Here is a 22,461-nt window from a genome sequence, read left to right on the forward strand (position 1 = left end):
CTGACAGCCACGCCACCGGCAGGCGCTCCGACCTCACCCGGTGGCGGCCGCCTCCAGTCCCGGCCCCCGCACCCCACAACCAGGCCTCCTGCCCACGCAACAAGTACCGTTCTCACGACGAACAAGTACCGTTCTCACGACGAATAAGTACCGTTCTCGCGGTTGGGTGCGGGCCCTGGACGGGTGGTCCTAGGACGCCCGAGGGGCTGGCCCCGGTCTCCCGGCTGCCAGCCCCTCGTAGACGGCCGCTCAGAAACCGGGGCCCGCACGACGAAGGTCGCAGCGTGGCCTGCCCGGTGGCGGCGGTGGTGCCGGGGCCCGCACGGCGAAGGTCTCGGCGTGCGGTCAGCCCCTCAAACGGCCCCTCAGACGGCCCCTCAGACGGCCGCTTAGCCCTGCGGGCGTGCCCTGGCCAGGTCGTCCTGGCTGCCCTCGGTGGTGACGGCGCTGGTCAGGCGGGTCTGGAGGAGGACCCGACCACCACGCACCAGGGCGAGGGTGTCCCGCCCGTCCCCGTCCCAGTCACCGACATAGACCGTGTCCGAGGCCCGCCCCAGGGAGAGCGTCGCGGCCGGGGAGGCCAGGACCGTGTTCTCGTTGTAGAAGACCACCCGTGTGCCCACGCGCGCGGCGTAGGTCACGGTGCCGTCCCCGTCCCAGTCACCTCGCAGGACCGTGCCCCTGCCGCTGGCCGCCACGGCGGTCACAAAGGCGGGTACGCCCTGGGCAGGTGGCGGGGTGGGTGCGGTGGTGGGCTGCGGTGCCGGGCTGGACGTGGGCCCCGGTGTAGGGGCAGGTGTCGGCTCAGGAGCCGGTGTAGGGGCGGCAGTCGGGCTGGGCGTCGGCTCCGGCTCCGGGCTGGGCCCAGCGGTAGGCCCGGGCGTAGGCTCCGGAGTAGGCCCGGGCGTGGGCCCCACCACCCGGCGGGCCGTGAACTCGGCGCCGGTGGCCCAGTTCCCGTACCAGGCCCGGCCCGTGGAGACGACCCGCACGCAGCGGGCGTCCACCCCGCCCAGGGTGACGGTCCGCGCCTGACGGTCGTGCTCCCAGGTCCCCTGGGCCGCCCGGGTGAAGGTGCCGTCCCCACAGGCCTCGTCGGCGGAGGTCCAGATCTCGTAGTCCTTGATCAGGCCGTTGTCGGTGTTGTGACGCGGGGTCCAGGTCACCGACTCCAGGCGCTCGGTGGCACCCAGGTCAATGGTCACCTGGTGCGGGGGGTCGGTGTTGGTGGTGGACCAGTCCGAGTGCCAGTAGGTGGTCGGGTCACCGTCCAGGAGGTTGGCCGCGCGCCCGTCCTCCTGGGCCGTCTCCTCGGAGTCGACGGAGACCACGCGCATGCGCTCCTGGGGGATGACGGCGGGGTCGGTCACGGTGAGCGTGGCGGTGGCCGTCATACGGGCGGTACCGGAGGTGACCGTGGCGGTCACGGTGCCGGGGCCGTAGGCCGCGCCGTCGGGCGTGACCCTCACCTCGACCTCACCCGCGCCGCTGAGCTCGGTGACGGCCGGGTCCACGACCCACCCCTGCGGGGCGGTGACCTCCAGGCGGGAGCCCGCGGGCAGGTCGCCGGTGGTGCGCACCCTCAGGGTCACGGGCGTGCCCGGGTCGGCGGTGGCAGCGGACAGGGAGGCGGTCACCGAGGCGGTGGGCACGACGACGTAGACGTGCCCGGCCTGCATCTCCAGGCCCCAGGCCCGGCGGGAGGCGTCCCAGGTGGGGGTCACGGCCGTGTGGGTGGTGGTGTCCACCACGGTGGACAGACCGTCCAGGGCCGCCGAGCGCAGCAGCCGGGTGCCGTCGCTGTCAGCCACCAGGCGGATCTGGCTGACCGTCCCACCGGCCCAGGTGGCGCCCACGGTCAGGCCGTCGTGGCCGCGCAGGCCGTCCACGCTGCCGTCGGCCCAGGCCGAGGGCAGGGCGGGCAGGAGGCTGGTGACGCCCTCGTCGGACTGGAGGAGCATCTCGGCCACGCCGCTGGTGGCACCGAAGTTGCCGTCGATCTGGAAGGGCGGGTGCTTGTCCCACAGGTTGGAGTAGGTGGACTCCCTCAGGATCTGGCTGAGCATGAGATGAGCGTGGTCGCCGTCGCCCAGGTTGGCCCAGAAGTTGATCTTCCAGGCCTTGGACCAGCCGGTGCCCCCGTCACCGCGGTCGGTCAGGGTCTGGCGGGCCGCCGTCGCCCAGGAGGCGGTGAGCGGGTCGGCGGAGCGGATCTCGCTGCCGGGGAAGAGCGCGTAGAGCTGGGAGGTGTGCCGGTGGGTGGGCTCGTCCCCGCCCCAGCCCGGCGCGTAGTCCCAGTCCTGGGCCCACTCCTGGAGCTGGCCGCGGCCCCCGACCCTCAGGCCCGGGTCGAGCCGCTCCAGGGTGTCCCTGAGCTGCTGGGTGAAGGCGGCGTCGGTCTCCCCGGCCAGCTCGGCCGCCGTCAGGGTGGTGGACAGCAGGCGGGTCACGATCTGCTGGCTCATGGCCGCGCCCGCCGAGTACTGCCCGTGCTCCGGGGAGTAGGAGGGGGTGACCACCAGGTGCCCGGAGGCGTCGGCGACGAGGAAGTTGAGCCAGAACTGGGCGGCGCCCTTGAGGACCGGGTAGCCGGTGTCACGCAGGTGCTGCACGTTGCCGGTGTAGCGGTAGTTCTGCCAGTAGGTGTCCGCCACCCAGGCGGCGGCCTCGGGGAACCAGGCGGCGGTGGGCCAGTCGTACAGGCCGGTGTACCCCCAGGGGGTGGTCTCGTTGAAGGTCACCCAGCCCGAGGAGCCCGCCGGGTAGCCGAACAGGGCCTGGGCACTGGCCCTGCCGGGTGCCACGAGGCTGGAGACGAAGCGCTCGTAGGGCGCGGCGGTCTCGGCCAGGTTGGTGGAGTAGGCGGGCCAGTAGTTCATCTGGAGGTTGATATTGACGTGGTAGTCGGCGTCAGGGGCGTGCCTTTGCTGGGGGCGAGGTGCCCGGGGGCGTGCCTTTGCCTGAGGTGAGGTGCCGGGGACGTGCCTTCGTCGGTGGTGAAGCGCTGGCGACGTACCTTTGCTGACGGGGACGTACCTTTAAAGTACGTCGCCGCCGACTAAAGTACGTCCCCGATGGCTAAAGTACGTCCCCGCCGACTAAGGTACGTCGCCGCTAACGGAGAGCTATATTCCCGGCACTTACCGCCGGGCACTGACGTACCGGGCCAGAGCCCGACGTCGTGTCACGACGGCCGCCGTCCCCACCAGCGCCAGGACCCCGGCCAGGGTCAGGGGGACCAGCGGCGAGGCGCCTGTGCGGGCCAGGGATCCGGGGGTGCAGGGTTTGCCCGACGGGGTGCGGCCCACGATCTCCTTGACCATGGGCAGGCCGTTGGGCCCTGTCTCCCCGGTGGGCACGAGCGTGGCCGTCGAGCCGGAGCTCCTGGGCGTCGAGGAGGAGGTAGGCGTGGGGCTGGCGGGCGCCCCGGTGGGCCTGGCGGAGTTCGGGTTCGAGGCCCCCGGTGAGCCCGAGGAGCCGGGGCTGGTGGGACTGCCCGAGGATCCGGAGGACGAGTCGGGACCGGTGGCGGCGCCCACGGCGTTCACGCCCGCCGGGCTGCCACCACTCGCGACGCTCCTGACACCACCCGGGGAGGCGGTGCTGGCGCCACCGGGGGCGGTGCTGCCGGGTGCTGCCGGGCTGGTGGGCGCGGCCGGGCCGCTGGGCGCAGGGCTCGAGCCGCCGGACCCGCCGGGCGCGGGGCTGGTGGGTGCCGCGGGGCCCGGGGTCGCCGGGCTGGTGGCGCCCCCGGGGCCGGTGGGTGCGGGGCTGGCGCTGGTGGCACCTCCCACGGAGCCCGTGAGCTCCCCGCTGACGGGGGTGACCTTCATGGCGATGGTCAGCTTGTAGGTGCCGGGCTCGGTGAACATCCAGTTCTGCAGTCCCCGGGCCCCGTGGGGCAGTGTGTAGCCGGAGCTCTCCTTGTCAAAGAACAGGACGGGCTTGCCGTCCTTGTCGCGGGCGACGGCGCCGCCCAGGAAGCCGGGGCTGTAGACCCCGACCTTGCCCTTGTCGGGCCCGGAGACGGACAGCAGGGTGAACTCGACCCCGCCGGTGGTCCCGCTGACGAGGTTCTTGTGCCTGGCGCTCAATCCGAGCGACAGCGAGCCCGCACCGCCCCTGGAGGAGATGGCCCAGACCGTGGAGCCCTCGGCGGCCACGGAGGACACGTCTCCCGGCGCCTTGGTCCTGGCCGCGCCCCCTAGGGCGAAGGTCATGCTGCTGGGATCCACCCACTTGTCGTCGTCGTTCCTGACCCGGGCCAGGACGGTGCCGTTCTCCACCACGGGGCCCAGGTCGAAGCCGCCCTTATCAACGCCCCCGGCCGCGGGGGCGCCGTCGCCCACCTTGAAGGTCAGGGTGGTCACGGCCGTGTTGGCCACCGGGGCCGGGGCGGGTGCCGTCGTCTTGGGCGAGATGCCCAGGCGCTTGGCCTCCTCGGCGGTGGCCTCACGGGTAACGGTCGTGGCCAGGCAGGTCTCCGGCGGGGTGGTCGCCGAGCGCCCGCTACCGGGTGCCGTCCCCGAGCTGCGCCCCGGGCCGGGCGTGACGGCGGTACCGGGCCTGGAGGCGGTGCCGTTACCGGTACCACCCGGGGCGGAGCCCCCGGCGCCATTGGATGACGTGGACTGCTGGCTGCCCTGAGGCGAGGCGGGGTTGGTCGGCCGGGCATCCGAGGCGCTGGCCCCGTCCGTGGGCGTCTGCGCGCTAGAGGTGGTCTCCTGCCCGTTCGAGGCTGGCTTCCGCCCGTCCGAGGGCGACTTCCGCCCGTCCAGGGGCGAGGCGGGCTGGACCCCGGGGGACGTCTCCGGCTTCTCGGTGGCCGGGCCGGGCTGCTCGGCCGGGGCAGGCTGTCCGACCGGGCCGGGCTGGGCCTCGGGGCCCGCCCCCGACCCGGGCTGGGCGCCCCCGCCCTGGCCGACGGCGTCACCGACCGTGACGGTGTAGTCCACGGCCTCCTGGGAGGCGGCCTCGTCGCCCTGCCCCTTGTCGCCCTGCCCCTTGGGCGTCACGTGCAGGGTGTAGGTGCCGGGTTTGGTAAAGGCCCAGGTGGTGGCGCTCCCGGTGGGGCGTACGACGGCGGAGCCATTGGGGTTGACCAGGTAGCCTCTCCCGTCCTCCAGGACGGAGCCCGGCGTCCTGCCCCGACCGGTGACCTCCTGCCCGGCCCCCTCGTCCTGACCGGGCTCGTCTGAGGTGGGCTGGGTGGCCTGGGCGGCGCCGTCCTGAGTGGCCTGAGTAGCAGCGTCCTGGGCGGCGCCATCCTGAGTGGCCTGAGTAGCGGCGTCCTGTGTTGCCTGGTCCGCGCCGTCCGGGGCGGGCTGGGTAGAGGCGTCCTGGGTAGCGCTATCCGGCTCAGGCTGGGTGGCGTCGTGCGGGGCGCTACCGGGGGCGACGCCGCCCTGGCCGTCCCTGTCCAGGTCGGACCAGGCGTAGATCTTCCCGTCCTTGGAGCCGTCCTCGCCCTGGTGGGTGTACCTGACGGTCACGGACTCGCCGGCGACAGACCGGGCCTGCCAGCCCGGCACCGCCTCGGCGTCGCCGGGCTGAAGGGTGCGGAGGTAGCCCTGCTGGCCCTCGGCGACCGCCGGGGGGAGATCCTGGGCGGGCCCGGGGATGCTCAGGGCCGCACGCCCCGTGCCGTCGGGCGCGCCGGCGGGGGACGCGGTGGAGCCGTCCTGGGCGGGGCCGGAGGCGACCGGGGAGGCGGGGTCAGCGGGAGCGGCGGCGACCGGGCTCGGGGGGAGCACCAGGCCCGCCAGTGCCAGGCCGGTGACGACCAGCACGGACAAGGGGTGCGGCAGCACGTGGAAACGGGTCATAGGGGAACCTCTCCAAGGACGAGAACCATTTGCGCACCCGTACCCCGCCGCCTTCGCTGACGTGTGCAGGTCGAGAAGTCACGACGGGCGCAGCAGCCCGTGGCTGGCGGCCAGCCTACCACGGTCGCGTAATGCCTCCGTGACCCGCATGGGGTGCGGGTCCCCGCTGTCAGGGTGCGCTTTCTGGCTGGCCTCCTGCGCCCCCGGGGCGAGCCGTAGAACCCCGCGGCGGGGTGCGCTCGAGGGCTGGCGGGCAACCGCTTTGACGCATCATGTCGTCGTACACAGACGGCACTAGCGACCCACCCGCCTGCGCGCCAGGAGCCCGTGACGAGGAGCGACCAGCCAGGCGGCCACGAACCCGGCCGTGAGGACCAGGACGATCGTCCCCCCGGTCGGCAGGTCAATGGACCAGGACAGGTAGAGCCCCACCACGCTCGCCAGCGCCCCCACGAGCGGCCCCAGCCACATCATGGTACCCAGGCGGTCGGTCAGCAGCCGGGCAGTGGTAGCCGGGGTGACCAGGAGGGCCAGGACCAGCACGTTGCCAATGGTCTGCACGGAGATGACCACCGCCAGGCTCACGGCCACGGAGAGCAGCACGTCCAGGAGGAGGACCGGCAGCCCGGCCGCGCGAGCCGTCTCCCGGTCCAGGCTCACGGCCACGATCTGGGGGTGGGGGGCCGCCACCATTGCCAGCACCACCGCCCCGCCCGCGAGCGCCACCGGCACGTCGCTGGCCGGCACGCCGGTGATGGAGCCGAACAGGAAGTCCTGGAGGCTTCCGGCGTAGCCCGGCGCCCGGGAGATAACGACCACCCCCAGGGCGAAGGCCCCCACGAAGAGGACCCCGATGACCGAGTCCTCCTTCAGGCGCCGGTTCTGGCTCAGCAGGGCCACGAGGACGGCCGTGGTCACCCCCGCGACGGCCCCGCCCAGGACCAGGGATCCCGAGAGGAGGAAGGCTACCGCCAGGCCGGGGAAGACCGAGTGGGCCACGGCGTCACCTATGAAGGCCATGCCGCGCAGGACCACGTGGGTGCCCACCACCCCGCAGACCACGGCGGACAGGACCGCCATGAGCAGGGCCCGCGGGAGGAAGGCGAGGGTGGGGTTGAACAGGTCGGTCAGGAAGTCGATCGGGGTGAGCACGAGATGTCCTTCAGCTGGTCAGGGCGGGGGTGGGGCTGGTGGCCGGCTCGAGGGCGACGTCGGTGGCGGTGCCGGGGGCCGGGTCAGGGGCCGCGGCGTCCTGCCCACGGGTCTGGCGCCCCAGCCCCAGGGCGGCCAGGAGGGGGTTGCCGGGGCGGACCTGGAAGGTGCGGATCCACGGGTCGGGGTCGGACAGGGCGGCGGGGGTGCCTGAGGCGATGACCGTGCGGTTGACCAGGACGAGGCGGTCGCACTCGGAGCGGGCGGCCACCAGGTCGTGGGTGGTCATGAGCAGGGCCTCACCCTCGCCGACCAGGGTGCGGAACAGGTCGGTGAGCACCTCCTGGGTGGGCATGTCCAGGCCGGTGAAGGGCTCGTCCAGGAGGAGGAGCTCGGGACGCAGGGCCAGGGCGCGGGCCACCAGGACCCGCTGGCGCTGGCCGCCGGAGAGCTCGCCCACGGGCCGGGTGGCCAGGTCGTCCATGCCGGCGCGGACCAGGGCCTGCTCGACGGCGCGCTGGTGCTCCAGGCGGGGGCGGCGCAGCCACCCCAGTGAGCCGGTCAGGCCGCTCAGGACGGCGTCGCGCACGCTGACGGGGAAGTCCCAGGCGAACTCGTGGCGCTGGGGGACGTAGCCGATCCGGCGGGAGTCCACCGGGTGCCCGCAGACCGTGACCGCCCCGGCCCGACGGCGGACCAGCCCCAGGACGGCGCGCAGGAGGGTGGTCTTCCCGGCGCCGTTGGGGCCGATGAGGCCGACGAGCTCCCCGGCACCCACCGTGAGGTCCACGTCACTGAGCACCCGGCGGCCACCGAGGTCCACGGCCAGGCCGCTGACGCTCAGGGCCGGTGGACGGGGGCTCACTCCCGCCCTCCCCGGGGCTGGGCGGTCCCGGTGGGTCCCTCGGCCGTGGGCCCGACGCCGGTCCGCACCTCCCGGTCAGCACGCACCTCGGCCTGGGCCCGGGCGCGCTCGCGGGCGGTGGCCCGGGCCCGCAGGAGGATCCAGGCGCCACCGACCAGGACCAGGACCACGACCCCGCCGCCTACGAGCAGGGTGGCTCGGCTACCGGACCCGGGGGCCGGGGAGGCGTCCTGCGTGGTGGCCGGGGTGCTGGGGGTCGCCCCCGCAGCACCGGCGTCCAGGACCGCGGAGGCGTCCAGGGCCAGGGCGTCCTGGGTGGAGGTGGCGCTGCCTACGGCGAAGCGCAGGACAGTGGTGGCGCTCACGTGCCTGCCGTCGAGCGTGTCCGCGCTGAAGGTGAGGCGGGCGAGGTAGGTGCCGGGAGCGCTGAAGACCCAGTTGGCGTGGACGTGGGTGTTGACGTCCACCCACACGTCCTGGGGCGCCCCTGTCTGGGAGTCCATGAGGGGCAGGGGCTTGCCGAAGGTGCCGTTCTGGAGGAACATCCAGGCGCGCCCGGGGCCGCTGACGGGGCCGATGCTCATGGTGGCGCCCCGCTGCACGGTCCGGGTGACGCCGGGGTCCTGGGTGTTCCAGCCCAGCCAGACGACGTCGGGGTTCTGGGTCTGGGGGACGACGTACCAGCGTTCACCGGCCCTGCCGCCCATGAAGTCGTAGGCGGGGTCGGTGGGTGCGTCCATGAGGGCGGCGTCGGTGACGTGCAGGACGGTCTGGGCGGGGTCGCGCCACACCGGGGCGGGACCGGAGTCGTCACGGGCCATGACCTGCCACTGGCCGTCCACCACGCGCGGGCCGACGTCCACGTGGCCGACGTCGATGACGGCGGGGCCGCTGGCGGCGGCCTCGTCAGGGGCGACGCTCTGGGCCAGGGCGGGGTCGTCCGGGGGCGGGGTGGGGGCGGCCCCCGCCGTGCCCGAGCCCAGGACGGTGGCCAGGAGGGCCAGGACGATGGCCAGGCGCCGAGGGCGCAGGCGGGTATGACACGGTCGCATTATTATCTCCAATATAGCGTGGGACAGTCTTTGACTAAGGAAAGTTTCTTGACATTATGATGTGCGCTCTTGGCGCGCGTCAGCAGGTCCTATGGACCCGATGGGCCTAACAGACCCAACAGGCCCTGCGAATCCGGCAGGCCCGCGGACCAGGCGAGCCCGCCAGCCTCGCGAGCCTGCCCGCCCCAGCGGACCCAGCAGACGTCCAGCGGACCAGGCGAGCCCGGCGGACCAGACGGGACCTGGTAGCCCCAGCGGACCAGGCGGACCCGGCATGCCCGGCAGACCAGGTGAGCCCGGCAGACCAGACGGACCCAGCAGGCCCTGGTAGCCCCGGGCCGAGCCCGCTGACCCTGGCGCCCGGAGGACCCGACCGGTAGTGACGCAGCCCATGTGGCGGTGACGCCGGCCCCGGGACGCCCTCCAGGGGGTGCCGGACCACCAGCCGGGCTGGGCACCGGCCCCGGGAGGCACCCGACCCGCCTGCCGACGGCCCAGCACCTCGGCTACCCGCCGGGGGTACCACCCAGGCACCGGGCCAGGGAGTTGGCGTTGAAGCGCATCATGTCCAGGTAGGTCGGGGCGCCCTCGTCCAGGGTGTCGCCGTAGAGCGGGCACACCTGCACCCCGGCCTCGGCGGCCACGGTGCGCAGCGTGGAGCGGGTGCGCGACAGGTTGGGCTCCAGGAAGACGGCGGGCACGTGCAGGTCGGCCAGGGTGGCGGCGAGCCTGCGGCGGTCGGCCAGGGAGGGCTCGGTGGCCGGGTTGGGGGCCACGAACCCGGCCACGCTCAGGCCGTAGGCGTGCGCCAGGTAGGCGTAGGCGTCGTTGGTGGTCACCAGCTGGCGCCGTTCGGGCGGGATGGTGGAGATGGTGGAGCTCACCTCGGCGTCGACCTGGTCGAGCCGGGCCAGATAGGACGCGGCGTTGGCCCGGTAGACGGCCTCACCGCCGGGGTCGACCTGGATGAGGCGGTCACGGATGACGCGCACGTAGGCGGCGGCGTTGTGGGCGTCGTGCCACAGGTGGGGGTCGATCTCCCCGTGGACGTGCTTGCCCAGGACCGCCTGGGGCAGCAGGTAGACCTGGCTGCCGGGGGCGCCCAGGAAGCGGTAGCCGCTGGTGGCGGGCACCTCGGCCAGGGTGCGGCTGGGCACGGAGATGACGACGTCATCCAGGCTCCTGGCCTCCAGGCCGGGCACCGAGGCGGGCCGAGAGGGGCTGGCCGAGGCGGGCCGGGAGGGGCCGGTAGCCGGGTCGGGGCCGGTAGCCGGGGAAGGCCCGGCCGAGTCGGGACCGGCGACCGGAGAGGGGCTGGCCGAGGCGGGACCGGTAGCGGGTCCGGGGGACCGCGCCCCCGAGTCCCCGGACGCATCCGGTCCCCCGGACGCGCCCGACCCGCCCGGGGCCCCCGCACCACCGGCGTCAGCCAGCACCCCGGCGTCCACCATGAGGTCCACAGCCCCGGCCTCCAGGTCCACGGTGACGTCCGCGTGCCCGGCCTCCAGGACCTGCCTGCCCTCGGCCGCGGCGACCTGGGCGGGGTCCACCCCCACCGCGAAGACGGCGGTGGCCTCCCCCACGGGCACGGGCCGGGCCCCCGCGCGGGTGCGCAGGGACGCGCTCAGGTGGACGCGGTAGACGCCCGGGGCGGTAAAGGCCCAGCTCATGTGCTGGTGGGCGTCGGCGGGCAGGGTGGAGGTGTCCTGGCGGTAGCCGTCCCCGGCGTCGAAGCCGTCGGAGGAGGTAAAGCCCACCTCGGGGGCACCGAAGGTGGTGGTCAGGTAGGCCGAGGCGTCCCCCGGACCCTCCACGCCGGTGACGCTCAGGTCCACTTGGCTGGCGCGGTCGGCGCCGTACCGGCTGCCGGTGCCGGCCACGCGCATGCCCAGCCACACGGCCTCCAGGGCGCGGTCCTCCACCAGGGGCAGGATGGTGGCCCCCTCCTTGGAGGCCTCCTCGGCGATGGACACCGACACGGCGCCCCGGGGGAGGTTGGCGTCCAGGGTGCGGATAATGGCGTGCTCCTCCAGCAGGAGGTAGTTGGAGAAGGCCAGGTCGGCGTAGGCCACGTCCCGCACGGTACGCAGGCCGGGCTCGTAGGAGTGGGGGTCGGCGCCGTCGGGCACCATCTGGGTGACGGTGGCCCGGTCCCCGGCGACGTTGCGCACCAGGTCGGCGAGGATGCCGGTGGTGGTCACCACCCGCAGCTCGCCGTCGGTAGCGGGGTCAACACCGCGTCCCAGGCCGCAGCCCGCCACCTACCCCCGCGAAGCGACAGTCACCCCAGCACTCGCGCGCCCGCCTGTCCCACCAATGCGGTCGCGACAAGACCGTTAAAGCAACCCCGAAAAGGCGTCCGCGGCGTCTCCTGGCACGGATCCGGGTGGTGGAGGTGTCTGTCGAGCTCTCCCGGCACGAACCCGAGTAGTTTGATACAACTCTTTAGGTAGTCTGCCGCCTGTCTGCTGGCTCGGATCCGTGTACGTGTCGCAATCTGAGGATCAGGGCGATAGGCACTCTCTGCCGCGTTGGACCCCAAGCCTCTGACCTGCGTGGACATTGGGTGTACAAAGCTGAGAACGGGGTGGGGTCGGCTCTGATCCTCAGATTGCGACAGAATCGGACACCCGGCCTCACCAGGGCCGTGTATAGCCTCCCCTTATCACCCTCGACGGCGCAGGACGCACCTGTGTCGGGCGTGCCGCAGGCCGGACAGACGGATGCCGGGTAGGCTCGGACACGACACGACTACGCGCGTCGCCTGGCTACGCGAGGAGGGACACCTTATGGGATCTCGGCTGGTCGTGGCGATCCGGTCCGAGACGGGCTGGGAGCTGTACTACGATCACTGGGCCGCCCAGACCATCGGGCAGGACATTGCGATCAACGGCTTTGAGAAGACCCTGAAGAGAGTCCGGGCAATGGTCCCCCTGGGTGACTCTCTGCATGAGTGCGTGAAGTCGACGCTGATAGAGGGAATGCTCCTGATCGACATGGCGACGAAGCACGTCACATGGGCCGAGGAGAGTGACGGCCTGTACATGCCGCGCCTCATTAACGCACTCGTGGAGAACAGCTGGCCGGGGTGGACGGCTATCTGGTCCGCTGAGAGCACCGACGGGGTGCTCCAAGCAGCTGGCATCGACCCCGCCGATATCTTCGCAGAAAAGCACTACGCCACCAGGACGCTCGAGGGCTCCGCGTGGTTCGGGCCTTGGGATGATTTCGGGGACTCAGGCGTGTTCTCCATCCGTCTTGACGATGGGCAACTGGTGGTGTGGCGGGGTCTCGGCGATCTCGATGCCGTCACCAAACTCGGGCCGGACAATATGCGCCAGCACACGCTCACCGTCCTTGAACGGGCCCGGGCCGGTGAGCCCCTGCTGTGGGACGAGCAGAACGAGGGCGCATTCGAGGAGATCCCCGATACCGGCATACACATTGACTTCCCGGCGCGCGAACTGCGTTGGTGGTCAATCTCGGGCGAGTACACCAGTCCATGCCCCTTTAAGGAGATGTGGCCGGGCTGGACCACCGAGTCCATGGGTGACAACTACGAGTGGCAGGCGCAGATTATCGGCCGCACACTGCGCAGCTGGGCCGACGATGTCGAGGAGTGCCGTCAGCAGCTAGCCAGTGCCATTGATGAGGGCGAGCGCCCCAACCCCATGTGGGGCATGGTGGAGGCCATGACGGAAAAAGGGCACAAGATAGACGTGTACGCCGTCGCGGCCGAGTTCGTGCCCGCAAGCTTCGACGCCACCAGCTACTCGGCGCTCGACTTCCTCGACCAGCTCAAGGATGGCGCCCCGCTACCGCCAGCACGCATTATCACCCGAGACGGACGGATCAAACCGCCTCTTGTCGCGGACCGGCTTCTCACGCCGAAAGCCCGGCCGTAACCATCTGCCACCAAGAGCGACCTCTTGGACAATATCAGGCTGGTGGCCACATCCAGACTATGCCCGGCCACAAGATAGAAAGAAGGCTGCGAGCGTAGAGACCGTTATCTCACGATCAGGCCCCGGACGACGCTTTAATAGGAGTGACCGAGAACAATACGTCACCGGAAAGTTTATTCAGGGAGCGTCTGGGGACATTTCCCGGGTGCGATATTATGATGGTCCGCTCCCGTGGTGTGTCATGGATGTGGAATAAACGTTCGCATGAGTTCAGAAGGATTTGGGGCGTCGTCATGACGTATGCCATAGGATTGATCGATGATAAGTTCGACGAGTTGCTCGCCGATTATTCCTGGACTCTGAAGGGCCTGCGACTCACGGCCGAGGAGGTGTCCGAGGGCTGCGACTTTCGTGATAGATGGCGCCCTCTTTCCCTGAATCGCCTTCCCGATGGAGATCTCGTCCGGGTTTGCCGGAATGGTCGGAGGATCGCGTTCGTTCCGGTCGGGGCTCGGGGCCGGGCTCGTTTGGGCCCGGGTGTCCACGTCGGGTCCGGTCGGTGTGCAGGGGTGTCCTCGGCGGGGCCGACCCGGTTGGTGCTGGAGGTGCTGTTGTGGCTGGTGGGGCGGTATAGTGAACAGGGTGTCATGTTACATGTTTGCAAGATGGTGCTCCGACACCGACTTTTCCGCATGACCTGGTTGAAAGTTGGCGCGCGGAGGGCTCTGAGGGCCGTCGATGGCGCTTGGCGTGATTCCGCCACTATGTGCTAGTCTGAGCCCGGTGCTGGCCGGTCCGCAGGGGTGCTCCCGGGGCCGGTGGCGCTCCGGGCCCTCGAAGTGGCGTCATACCGCCACTCTCGGAGGCAGGGGTCAGGGAGCACCACGCACCTGTAGGTGCATTGAGACCTGATGTTTCTGTCGCGTTGGGCATTGATCTTCTCGTCAGGGAGCACCACGCACCTGTAGGTGCATTGAGACGTACTTGTAGACGGGGACAAACCGGGGCTTGCGCCCCGGTCAGGGAGCACCACGCACCTGTAGGTGCATTGAGACCAGAACCCAACGGCCTGCCAAAATGACAGGTGAGGGTCAGGGAGCACCACGCACCTGTAGGTGCATTGAGACCAGGTGAACTTGGACAGCTCCTCGTACTGCGAGGGGTCTAGGGAGCACCACGCACCTGGAAGGTTATTCTGGGGGCGTCTGGGTATGTCGAGTCCTCCTCATCGGGGAAGGGTTCCGGGGCGGGGTCGGTGGGGAGGGCACATTCTGCGTCCGGTTCGCCAGCCCCTGCCCGTCATCCTCCGCGAACGCGCACCTCCCATCTGCGCGTTTGACTGGAGACCTGCGCGCTCGCGGAGAACCGGGGGACTCCCGGCGGGGCCGTCCAGGCGGGCGCCGGACCCGCCGCCCACTGAATAACCTTCACTGACACAGCCGGTCCCTGAGGCGGAACGATCCGCTGCGTCGAATTCGGGCGAGGACGGTGAGGTCCTCGCCCTTCTTGCTGCTCGGCCGCGAATACCATCGCGAGCCGCACGGTCTCCCGGCCGCACGAGGACGACGGTCATCGAGCGGCGATCAGCGCGCCATCCGTGTCGGGTCATTAAGCCTTTCTCATCAGAAGCGGTGGCTTGGAGGCCGGAGTCGGCGCGATGACGCACGATCGTGGTGGGGCGTGTGAGGCTCCCGGGGCTGACCGGGGCGTGGGCCTCTGCGGGGAGGGCGGTCGCGGACCAGGCGGCGGCTGCAGGTGCGGGCCGGGCGGCGGCCGCTGCGGGTGCCCCGAAGACCGCCCCGGCCGCGAAAACGGCGCCCCGGACCCGCGATGCTCCGCCTGGGACGGAGAAGCCGTCCGCGGACCGCCGTTCCCGGCGAGAAGGGCTCAATGGCGGGGATGTGTCCGTCCCCGGGACGTCACGATACGATCTGAACCGCTTCAACGACGAGCGATTGGAACGACATGACTTCTCCCCGCACCAGTCGGGACACGACGCCCCTCGTGTGTCGCGCGCCCGTGAACCTCACCGTCGACCACCTCGCCGCCCCCACCGGCGTCGCCGTCCCCCGCCCGGTCCTGGCCTGGCGGGTTCCCGGGCCCGCACCGGCGCGGGCCTACGAGATCGAGGTGCGCCGCCTCGACCCGGCGACCGGCGCCCCGGCCGACCCGGTCTGGGCGACCGGCCGCGTCGAGGTAGTCTCCCCTCCCATGTCCCCCTGGGTCGCCTACGGCGGCGATCCCCTGGCCTCCGACGCCGACTACGCCTGGCGGGTGCGCGTGTGGACCGCCGGCGCCGCCCCCTCCGCCTGGACGGACTCCGCCTTCTCCACCTCCCTGCTGCACCCCGACTCCGACGTCGTCGCCCCCTGGGTCGAGCCCGCCCAGACCCCGGTCGAACCTGAGCCGCCCATTGACTTCGCGGCCGTCTTCGGCGAGGACGGCGCCGCCCGCGCCTGGGAGCCCGCCGGCCGGCGCCTCCACCCGGTCAAGCTCATCCGTCAGGAGCTCGTCCCGCCCCGGCTGGCAGCCCCGGACACCGCCGAACCGGCCCCCGCCGCCCCGGATACCACCGAACCGGCCCCCGCCGCCCTGACCCGCGCCCGCCTGTACACCACCGCCCAAGGCGTCCTCGACGTCTCCATCGACGGCGCGCCCGTGGGCGACTCCGTCCTCGCCCCGGGCTGGACGAGCTACCACGACTACACCGAGTTCGACGTCCACGACGTCACCGCCGCCCTGGCCTCCCCCGGCCCCCACGTCCTGGGCCTGCGCCTGGCCGACGGCTGGTTCGCCGGGCGCATCGGCGCCCTGGGCGAGTCCGCCCAGTACGGGCGCGTCCTGCGGGCCTGGTGGCAGCTGTCCCTGACGTACGCGGACGGCTCCACCGCCGTCGTCGGCCCCGACGCCACCGCCCGCAGCACCGAGGGCGGCCCGATCCGCTACAGCGACATACTCGTGGGCGAGCGGCGCGACGACCGGCTCGCCGCCGCCGTGGCGGGCTGGGACCGCCCCGGGTTCGACGACGGCGCCTGGGACCGGGTGCGGATCGTGCCCGCCGCGCGCCTGGACCCGCCCACGCGCCTGGAGCCCTTCCGCGGCGAGCCCGCGCGCCGGGTCAGGGCGCTGCCCGTCGCGCAGGTCCTCACCACGCCCGCGGGCGAGACGGTCCTCGACCTGGGGCAGGTCATCGCCGGGAGGCTGCGCCTGGCCGCCGTCGGGCCGGCCGGCACCGAGATCGTCCTGGAGCACTCCGAGCACCTGGCCGCCGACGGCTCCTTCTTCTCCAACGTCGTCGGTCCCAACAAGGACCAGCGCGACGTGTGGGTCCTGGCGGGCACGGGCACGCCCGAGGCGCCGGAGGTCTTCGAGCCGGCCTTCACCTTCCACGGCTTCCGCTACGTGCGCGTCACCGGCTACCCCGGCCGGCTGCGGGCGCGCGACGCGGTCGGCGTCGTCCTGGCCTCCGACCTGCCCGCCACGGGCGGATTCGCCTGCTCCGACGCGCGCCTGACCCGGCTGCACAAGAACGTCGTGTGGTCCCAGCGGGCCAACTTCCTGTGGATCCCCACCGACTGCCCCCAGCGCGAACGCACCGGCTGGACCGGCGACGCCCAGGTCTTCGCCCCCGCCGCCGCGAACAACGCCGAGGTCCACGCCTTCCTGGCCCGCTGGATGCGCAATGTCCGCGCCGACCAGCGCGAGGACGGCTCGGTGATGAACATGAGCCCGTGGCCCCCGCTCATGGGCGCCGTGGAGGGGATCCCCGGGCCGGGCGGGATCGCGGTGTCCGCCGGGTGGGGCGACGCCGTCATCCGCGTGCCGCTGGCCCTGTGGGAGCGCTACGGGGACACCACCGCCCTGGAGGAGAACCTGGGCGCGATGCGCTCGTGGGTCGCCAAGCAGACGCGCGAGGCCGACCGGGAGCTGCCCGAGCGCCTGCGCGCCGAGGCGGGCGGGCCGACCGACGGGTGGGAGCGCCTGAGCGGGGAGGAGGCCGCGCGCCAGCGCCTGCTGTGGAACTCGCGCACGCACTTCGGCGACTGGCTGGCGCCGTCGACCCTCGCCGCCGACGTGCCGCTGCCCATTATGGAGGCGCCCCGGCGCACGGGCGAGTTCGTCGCCAGCGCCTACCACGCCGAGGCGCTGCGCACCCTGGCCCGGGTGGAGGGCGCCCTGGGCCACGAGCGCGAGGCCGCCGGGCTGCGCGGGCGCTGGGAGGCGGTGCGCGGGGCGGTCGCGGCCGAGTACGTGAGCGCCGACGGCGTCGTCTCCTCGGGTCTGCAGGGCGAGCAGGTCCTCGCCCTGGCCTTCGACCTGGTCGCCGACCGGGCGCTGCGCGGTCGGGTGGCCGAGCGCCTGGCCGAGCTGGTGCGCGGGGCCGGGGGCCGGCTGGACACGGGGTTCCTGTCCACGCCCTTCCTCCTGGACGTCCTGGTGGACAGCGGGCACGAGGCCGAGGCTTGGGCGGTGCTCATGCAGGAGGCGGTGCCGTCGTGGCTCTACGAGGTCGCCGAGGGGGCGACGACGATCTGGGAGTCCTGGGCGGCGGTCGCGCCCGACGGGACGGTGGGGGCCATGAGCTTCAACCACTGCGCCCTGGGCTGCGTGGACGACTGGTTGTTCCGCCGCCTGGGCGGGATCGCGCCGTTGGAGCCCGGGTACCGGCGGGTGCGCGTCGCCCCGCTCACGAACGGCCCGGTGTCCTGGGCGCGGGCGCACCGCGACACGCCCTTCGGGCGGGTGGAGGTGTCCTGGGAGCGCACTGCCGGCCGGGCGGCGCCGGGGGGCGCCGGCGGGGCGGGCGCCAGCGCGGGCATCGACCGGCCCAGCGCCGCATGGGCCAGCTCCGCGCGGACCGGCACCGCTGTCGTCGGCGCGCACTCCCGCGTGCGCTACGAGATCGAGCTGCCCGCCGGGGTGAGCGGGGAGCTGATGACGCCCGACGGCGGGGTGCGCGAGCTACGCGGGGGGCGGACCGTCGAGGTCTGCGCGGCCGCCGACACCGCCCCGGCCCTGTAGTCTCGTAGCACAGTCATCGCCCCGGGAACAGAGGACCCGATATGACCGACATTGACGCTGGTGCCGACGCTATCGCCGACGCCGGCACCAGCACCGCCGCCGACGACATTGGCACCGAGATCGCCCCTCCCGAGAGCCTCGAGCAGATACGCAAGGCGCTCCTCATGCCCGAACCGGGCGGCGCCGCCTCGCGCGCCGTCCACGAGGTCCTGCCGATCCCAATGCCCGACGGCACGGTCCTGCGGGCCGACGTCGTGCGCCCCGACGACGACGCCGCCCACCCGGTCCTGCTGGCCCGCTGCCCCTACTTCGGGTCCTGGCGCCCCATGATCGCCCAGGACCTGGGCGAGGATCCCGCCGCGCCCGGCCTCACGGCGGCCTGCCTGGGGATGCAGACGGCGGTGGGCCTGGACCGGGCCGTCGAGGAGGGCTTCGCCGTCGTCGCCCAGGCCTGCCGCGGCACGGACATCTCCGACGGCGACTTCCGCTTCCACGCCGATGAGGCCTCCGACGGCGTGGCCGCGCGCCGGGCCCTGGCCGCCCTGCCCTGGTGCGACGGGCGCGTCATCACCTTCGGCAACTCCTACCTGACCACCACCCAGTTCACCGCGGCCCTGGCCTCCACCGAGCACTTGGCGGCGATGACCGCCTGGGTCGCCCCCTCCACCTACGACGAGGACCTGGCCATGCGCGGGGGCGTGCTCCTGGCCGGAACCTCTTACGAGTGGACGCGCCAGCAGGTGCGCGCGGGCCTGGTGCACGACGGGCAGGAGGACGCGCCCCAGGAGCTTCTGCCCGAGCCGATGGAGGACTTCACGCCCTTCCTGGCGCGTGTGGGCATGGCGGAGGCCGCCCGCAGGCTGGCGCGGGCGCACACGGCCGGAGGCCACGCGGCCGACTGGGTCGCCCACCCGCTGCACGACGCCTACTGGGAGTCCCTGGCCTACCCCTGGCGGGCCCTGGCCGCCCTCGACGTGCCCGCGCTCCACGTCGCCGGCTGGTACGACCTGTTCCTGGGCGGCACCCTGCGCAACTACCGCGCCATGGCCGGCGGCCCGGCCGGGGCGGGCCAGCGCCTGGTCATCGGCCCGTGGACGCACCTGACCTTCGACGGGCGCCTGGTCGGGCGCTCCTTCCCCGGCGGCGGCACGCGGGAGTCGGGACTGGGCGAGCTCACGGTCGACTTCTGGAGGGCGAGTCTGGGGGACGGGGAAGCCGCCGCGCGCCTGCCCCACGACCCGGTGCGCGTTTACATCATGGGGGCCGGGCGCTGGGTCGACCTGCCCGCCTGGCCGGCTCCGAACGCCGAGGAGACGGCCTGGAGGCTCGCCGACGGCGGCGCCCTGCTCGCACCCGACGAGGCGGAGGCCGCCGTCGGCGCCACCTCCTGGATCCACGACCCCGCCGACCCGGTCCCCGCGCAGGGCGGCCAGATGCTCATGGGCACGCCGGAGAACTCCGGGCCGCACGACCAGCGCGGCGTCGAGGCGCGCGACGACGTCGCCGTGTTCACCGGGCCGCCTTTGACCGAGCCGGTCACCGTCCTGGGGCCGGTGCGGCTGCGCGCCTGGGTGAGCGCCGACGCCGTCGACGCTCACCTGCACGCCGCCCTCACCGAGGTCCTGCCCGACGGCACCTCCGTCCTGCTCACCGACGGCGTGCTGCGCCTGTCCGCCCGCCGCGGGACGGACCGGCGCGACCCGCTGACCCCGGGCGAGGCGGTCGAGGTGGAGGTGGACATGTGGGCCACCGGCGTGCACGTGCCCGCCGGGCACCGCCTCCGCCTGGACCTGGCGGGCTCGTGCTGGCCGCGCTACGACGTGGCCGACCCGGCGGGCGGGGCGCCGGTGACGATCACCGTGCACCACGACGCCGCCCGCCCGAGTGCGCTGCTCCTGCCCCTGGTCGACCTCGCCGCCCTCGGCCGGAACCGGTAGACGCCGGCGCGGCGGGCTGACCCCGCCCGTCCCCGCCCTCTTCACCGAAACCGGCGGAAAAAGCACGCGAAACCGGCGGAAACGACACGCGAAACCGGCGGAAAGCGCTCATTGAGCCTTTCTCACCGGGAAGCTTATTCAGAGGGTGGTTTTGAATACGTAGAGTGAGAGTGCGGCGGTGATGGTCTGTTCGAATGCGTGCAGGGGGCGGCGGTAGTCGGTGCGGGTGGATTCTCCAGGCCTTGATGTGGGCGATGGTCTGCTCGACCACCTGGCGGATCTGATTGACGCTCTTGTTGGCCTCCTGGGCGGCTTCGCTCAGTTCGCCGTTGGGGGGCTTCTTGTGCGGGGTGATCATTCCCCTGCCGACGTATCCCTTGTCGGCGATCCATCCGGAGGGGTCCAGCCCGTCGAGCAGTCCGGAAGGCGCCTGGTGCGGCCACGTCGTGCATGGAGCCGGGGTAGGGATCGGAGGCCCACACCAGCCTGCCGCCGGGCAGGACCAGGATCTGGACGTTCATGCCGGTCGTCCCATGCTTGCCCGACCACAATTCTCGGTGAGCGCGCCAACTCCAGCAGGGGAAGAGGGTGCCGTCGAGCACGTAGTCGCAGCCCTCGGGCACCTCCTCCGCGGTGAGCAGCATGTCCTTCAGGGCCCGGACGATCGCCTCGGTCATGACCCCGATGGCCCGCGAGACAGTGGGCTGGGACACGCCCAGCTGCTCGCCGATCGCCGCCTGTATCACATTGTGACGCATGTAGATCAGCGCCGCCCGCAGGGAGTCCCTCAGCCCCAGGCTCGGCGGATACCCCTCGATCCCCTCCTCGCGCAGACGGATGAGCAGATCGGCGAACTTGGGGGTGGGCAGTCCCGTGGTATACTTCATGACGATGGTCCGTTTCTCGTGAGGTCGTGGAACTTATTTCAACACCCATTGTACCTCATGAGAACGGACCATCATAATATTGCTTCCCGGAAATGCACCAAGACGCCCGCTGAATAAGCTTCCGGGAACAACCTCGGTCGAGGAAGTCCCTCTTATTACATCGAAGACAGCAGCATTAGAGACGACGACCGGGGTCACCGTCTCGTAGCCGGCGGCCTTGATGGCCGCCCAGTCCACGTCCACCAGGGGGGTGCCGCGGCGGACCTTGTCACCGGCCTTGACGTGGGGGGTGAAGCCCTTGCCGTCGAGCTTGACGGTGTCCATGCCCACGTGGATGAGCAGCTCGACGCCGCTGGCCGAGCGCAGCCCGTAGGCGTGGCCGGTCGGGAAGGCGACGAGCACCTCGCCGTCCACCGGGGAGACCACCGGCCCGGAGTCCGGGACGATCGCCATGCCCGGGCCGAGCAGGCCCTGGGAGAAGGTCGGGTCGGCGACCTCGCTCAGCGGCACCGAGCGGCCCTTAATGGGGGCGGTCACGGTGAGGTCGTGCGGGGCCCCGTCGGTGTGCGGTCGTGTCGCCGGCGTCGTCAGGCGCCACGTGGCCGACGTCGGCTGCTCAGCGCGGGCCCTGGTGCTGCCGGCGATCCTCGCGGTCCTGGTACCGGCGTGCTCGGTTGCCTGGCTGGTGATGCTGGTGCGGATCGCGGCCAACCTGACCAGCAGGTCCTGGGCGGTGGGGCGCTGGCCGGGGTCGAGGTCCAGCATCTGCACAATGAGACCCCTGAGCTCCGTCGCGCAGGAGGGCGGCGGGTAGTTACCGTGGGTGATCGCCATTAGGAGAGCATGCATCGTGTCGGCCTTGAAGGGTGGCCTCCCGCAGGCGCACTCGTACATCACCGCGCCCAGGAAGTAGACGTCGGACGCCGGTGTCGCCTTCTCCCCGTAGATGACCTCCGGCGCCATGTAGGTCGGCGTCCCGACCACGATCCCGGCCGCGGTCAGCGAGGAGGTCTGGTCCAGGGACGAGGCGATCCCGAAGTCCAGGAGGACCGCCGCCCCCGAGGTGTGGATCATAATGTTGCCGGGCTTGACGTCCCGGTGGCAGATGCCCTGGGCGTGGGCCTCACCAAGGGAGCTGCTGACCCCCCGGATGATCGACACGACGTCGGCGGCGCCCATGCGCCCCCGGCGCAGCCGGTCAGCCAAGGACTCCCCCGTGACCACGGGCATGACAATGTAGACGTAGTGGTCGCCATCGTCCCGAGCGGTGTCCAGGACGCGCACCGTGTGGGGGTCAGTGAGCCTCTGAAGAGCCCGGATCTCACGCTCCGCCCTGCGGGCCCTATCAGGATCCCCCTCGAAGTCCACCACCTTGACCGCGACCTCACGCCCCACAAAGAGGTCATGACAGAGCCACACCGACGCCTGGCCGCCCGAGCCCATCTGACGCTCAAGACGATAACGCCCGCAGACCAGCGCCCCAGCCCTCACCACTAGACCCCCGACCTCGATCTCCTACTGGCTCTTGAGCGCGCACCCGGCCAGACGAGGCACGGCATCCGCACCGTCCGATTCTGCCACGCCTACCTGCCCTTCCCGCGCATCACTGAAGGCGTGGGGCGGCAAAGGCGTGGGCGGCAGGTGAACTCACCTGCCGCCCACGCCCTACCTGCGAGCGCCGCACGGCGCCTCGGGACCGACGCCGGCAACCGCTGGCCAGCAGCCTGCCCCGCCGCCGCGGGACCGGGACGAACCCAGGGGACCTGGGACCAGCACGGGGCCATCTGCTCGCCGCCCCGGGAGCAGGACGCCAGTC

At 72.1% G+C, this 22,461-nt stretch carries 10 protein-coding genes and 3 pseudogenes; 3 read left to right on the forward strand and 10 right to left on the reverse strand.

The genetic code is table 11. From position 1 onward, the window contains the following. Nucleotides 1-389 precede the first annotated feature (389 nt). The 6 genes from C3V41_RS07575 to C3V41_RS07605 form a co-directional block, all read right to left on the reverse strand. Nucleotides 390-2,879 (reverse strand): glycosyl hydrolase family 95 catalytic domain-containing protein, encoded by a 2,490-nt coding sequence (locus C3V41_RS07575; RefSeq protein WP_106109770.1) that lies wholly within the window; start codon nucleotides 2,877-2,879, stop codon nucleotides 390-392. 261 nt (nucleotides 2,880-3,140) lie between these two features. Then, nucleotides 3,141-5,825 (reverse strand): choice-of-anchor M domain-containing protein, encoded by a 2,685-nt coding sequence (locus tag C3V41_RS07580; RefSeq protein WP_106109771.1) that lies wholly within the window; start codon nucleotides 5,823-5,825, stop codon nucleotides 3,141-3,143. Between the two features lie 294 nt (nucleotides 5,826-6,119). Further along, nucleotides 6,120-6,977 (reverse strand): anchored repeat-type ABC transporter permease subunit, encoded by an 858-nt coding sequence (locus tag C3V41_RS07585; protein ID WP_106109772.1) that lies wholly within the window; start codon nucleotides 6,975-6,977, stop codon nucleotides 6,120-6,122. 10 nt (nucleotides 6,978-6,987) lie between these two features. Continuing rightward, a complete protein-coding gene (locus C3V41_RS07590; RefSeq protein WP_174714764.1) occupies nucleotides 6,988-7,842 on the reverse strand; it encodes an anchored repeat-type ABC transporter ATP-binding subunit in 855 nt (284 codons plus the stop codon). After that, a complete protein-coding gene (locus C3V41_RS07595; RefSeq protein WP_106109773.1) occupies nucleotides 7,839-8,894 on the reverse strand; it encodes a choice-of-anchor M domain-containing protein in 1,056 nt (351 codons plus the stop codon). The genes C3V41_RS07590 and C3V41_RS07595 overlap by 4 nt, the downstream gene beginning before the upstream one ends. A gap of 506 nt (nucleotides 8,895-9,400) precedes the next feature. Beyond that, nucleotides 9,401-11,155: an anchored repeat ABC transporter, substrate-binding protein gene (locus C3V41_RS07605; protein ID WP_106109774.1), complete on the reverse strand. Its 1,755-nt coding sequence runs from the start codon at nucleotides 11,153-11,155 to the stop codon at nucleotides 9,401-9,403. 528 nt (nucleotides 11,156-11,683) lie between these two features. Between C3V41_RS07605 and C3V41_RS07610 the strand changes: the two genes are divergently transcribed. The 3 genes from C3V41_RS07610 (at nucleotide 11,684) to C3V41_RS07620 (ending at nucleotide 19,758) form a co-directional block, all read left to right on the forward strand. Beyond that, entirely contained in the window at nucleotides 11,684-12,799 is a 1,116-nt protein-coding gene (locus C3V41_RS07610) for a hypothetical protein (RefSeq protein WP_106109775.1), read from the forward strand. A gap of 2,019 nt (nucleotides 12,800-14,818) precedes the next feature. Further along, nucleotides 14,819-17,821: an alpha-L-rhamnosidase gene (locus tag C3V41_RS07615; RefSeq protein ID WP_106109776.1), complete on the forward strand. Its 3,003-nt coding sequence runs from the start codon at nucleotides 14,819-14,821 to the stop codon at nucleotides 17,819-17,821. A 41-nt stretch (nucleotides 17,822-17,862) separates the two neighbouring features. Beyond that, nucleotides 17,863-19,758 (forward strand): CocE/NonD family hydrolase, encoded by a 1,896-nt coding sequence (locus C3V41_RS07620; protein WP_106109777.1) that lies wholly within the window; start codon nucleotides 17,863-17,865, stop codon nucleotides 19,756-19,758. On the opposite strand, the gene C3V41_RS13770 is transcribed toward C3V41_RS07620, so the two are convergent. The 4 genes and pseudogenes from C3V41_RS13770 to C3V41_RS13785 form a co-directional block, all read right to left on the reverse strand. Continuing rightward, on the reverse strand, nucleotides 19,676-20,227 hold the full coding sequence (locus C3V41_RS13770) for a transposase family protein (RefSeq protein WP_368033296.1): 552 nt from the start codon (nucleotides 20,225-20,227) through the stop codon (nucleotides 19,676-19,678). The genes C3V41_RS07620 and C3V41_RS13770 overlap by 83 nt on opposite strands. A 31-nt stretch (nucleotides 20,228-20,258) precedes the next feature. Next, nucleotides 20,259-20,645, reverse strand: a pseudogene (locus tag C3V41_RS14395) (transposase family protein); the annotation flags it as partial. 33 nt (nucleotides 20,646-20,678) lie between these two features. Next, nucleotides 20,679-21,200, reverse strand: a pseudogene (locus tag C3V41_RS13780) (PTS sugar transporter subunit IIA); the annotation flags it as partial. Nucleotides 21,201-21,416: 216 nt separating this feature from the next. Beyond that, nucleotides 21,417-22,088: pseudogene (locus C3V41_RS13785) on the reverse strand (serine/threonine-protein kinase); the annotation flags it as partial. Nucleotides 22,089-22,461: the final 373 nt, after the last annotated feature.

Source organism: Actinomyces sp. oral taxon 897 (assembly GCF_002999235.1).
Taxonomy (GTDB): domain Bacteria; phylum Actinomycetota; class Actinomycetes; order Actinomycetales; family Actinomycetaceae; genus Actinomyces.